Below are 1,812 nucleotides of genomic sequence, written 5' to 3' on the forward strand. Positions count from 1 at the left end.
CTGGCGCGCGTCGAAGTGGAAGCCCGCGGGCTGGCTGGGCCGCGGCAGGTAGAGCGACACGGCAAGCTCGGTGAGCGCGGGCAGGGCGGTGTCGAACCGGGTGGACGCGCCGGCCACGGTCGAGCAGAAGAAGCGGCTGTCCAGCCTGTCGCCGCAGCAGATCCGCTCGACCGAGCTCGCGGGCGACAGGATCGTCGAGGTGCTGAGCCATGCGCCGGGCAACGGCGCGGCCATCGGCGGCGTGAAGGTGGTGACCGCGAACGGCTGGTTCGCCGCGCGGCCCTCGGGCACCGAGAACATCTACAAGATCTACGGCGAGAGCTTCAAGGGCGAGGAGCACCTCGCGCGTATCCTCGAGGAGGCGCAGCAGGTGGTGGACGGCGCGCTCTCGGGGAGCTGAAGCCGCATGCGGACGCTGGTGCTGCGGCTGAACCCGGGCGACGACCTGCGGGCGTCGCTCGATTCGGCGCTGGGCCGAAGCGGCAGTGAAGCGGCTTTCGTCGTGTCCGGCATCGGCAGCCTGAGCGGCGCGAGCATCCGGTTCGCGGGTGCGCCAACGCCGTCTCGCATCGAGGGCGACCTGGAAATCCTCACGCTGGCGKGCAGCCTGTCGCCAGACGGCTCGCATCTGCACATCAGCGTGTCGAACGCCGAGGGCCGTGTCTTCGGCGGACATGCTGCGCCGGGGTGCATCGTGCGGACCACGGCGGAGATTCTCGTCGCCGTGCTGCCCGACTGGCAGTTCGCGCGAACGCACGATCCGCTCACCGGCTATGCCGAGCTGAGCCCGCTCAGCCTTCCAACGACTCCACGCGCAGGGTCGTGACCGGCCCCGCCACCTCGGAGCGCGCCTGCAGCGCATGCACAGCGAGGTCGAGCGTGCCCTGCTCCACCGGCCCGGTCAGCACCAGCACCTGCGGCGCCATGCCGGGCCGCTCGGCCGCCAGCGCGACCTGGCGCACGGGCGCTTTCTGTTCCGCGAGACTGGCTGCGACCGCCTGGATCTGGTTGGCCGCACGCACCGGCACGCGCAGGTAGTGCGAGGTGTGGACGGCTGCGCGCGGCAGCACGGCGAGCGCGTTGGTCGCATGCGCATGCACGCCCAGATGCGGCACATGCTGCGCGGCATGCACGCCGTCGAGCCGCGCCACGTCGACCAGGTCGGCGATCACGGCGGAGGCGGTCTGCTCCGAGCCCGCTCCGGCACCGTAGTACATCGTGAGGCCGGCCGCGTCGCTCTTGACCATGACGGCGTTCATCGAGCCGTTCACCTGCGCCATCAGGTGCGTGGCCGGCACGAGCACAGGCTGCACGCGCAGTTCGACGCCGGCCGCCTGCCGGCGCGCCACGCCCAGCAGCTTGATGCGGTAGCCGAGTTGCTCGGCGCAGGCCACGTCCACGCCCTGCAGTGCGGTGATGCCCTCCACCTGCGCGTCGGCGAAGCGAAGCGGCATGCCGAAGGCGTTGGCGGCCAGCAGGGTCAGCTTGTGGGCGGCGTCGATGCCTTCGATGTCGAAGCTGGGGTCGGCTTCGGCATAGCCCAGCGCCTGCGCCTGCGCGAGCGCGGCGGCGAAGTCCAGGCCCTCGTCGCGCATCTTGCTCAGGATGAAGTTCGTGGTGCCGTTGATGATGCCGGCCACCCATTCGATGCGGTTGGCCGCGAGGCCCTCGCGCAACGCCTTGATGATGGGGATGCTGACGGCCACGGCGCCCTCGTAGGCCACGATCACGCCCTTGTCGCACGCGGCCGCGAAGATCTCCGCGCCGTGCACGGCCAGCAGCGCCTTGTTGGCCGTGACCACGTGCTTGCCG

General features: G+C 71.0%; 2 protein-coding genes and 1 pseudogene. 2 read left to right on the top strand and 1 reads right to left on the bottom strand.

What is annotated here, in order from left to right:
• A pseudogene (locus QMO14_RS33170) lies at positions 1 to 400 on the top strand (alpha-D-glucose phosphate-specific phosphoglucomutase); the annotation flags it as partial.
• A gap of 6 nt (positions 401 to 406) precedes the next feature.
• Complete coding sequence (locus QMO14_RS33175) at positions 407 to 826, top strand: PPC domain-containing DNA-binding protein (RefSeq protein ID WP_301512375.1); 420 nt, start codon at positions 407 to 409, stop codon at positions 824 to 826.
• On the opposite strand, the gene QMO14_RS33180 is transcribed toward QMO14_RS33175, so the two are convergent.
• On the bottom strand, positions 792 to 1,812 hold a 1,021-nt coding region (locus tag QMO14_RS33180), incomplete at its 5' end, for a homoserine dehydrogenase (RefSeq protein ID WP_301512376.1). The two genes, QMO14_RS33175 and QMO14_RS33180, sit on opposite strands and share 35 nt — an antisense overlap.

Origin of the sequence: Variovorax sp. CAN15, from assembly GCF_030462475.1 — a bacterium.
GTDB lineage: Bacteria > Pseudomonadota > Gammaproteobacteria > Burkholderiales > Burkholderiaceae_C > Variovorax.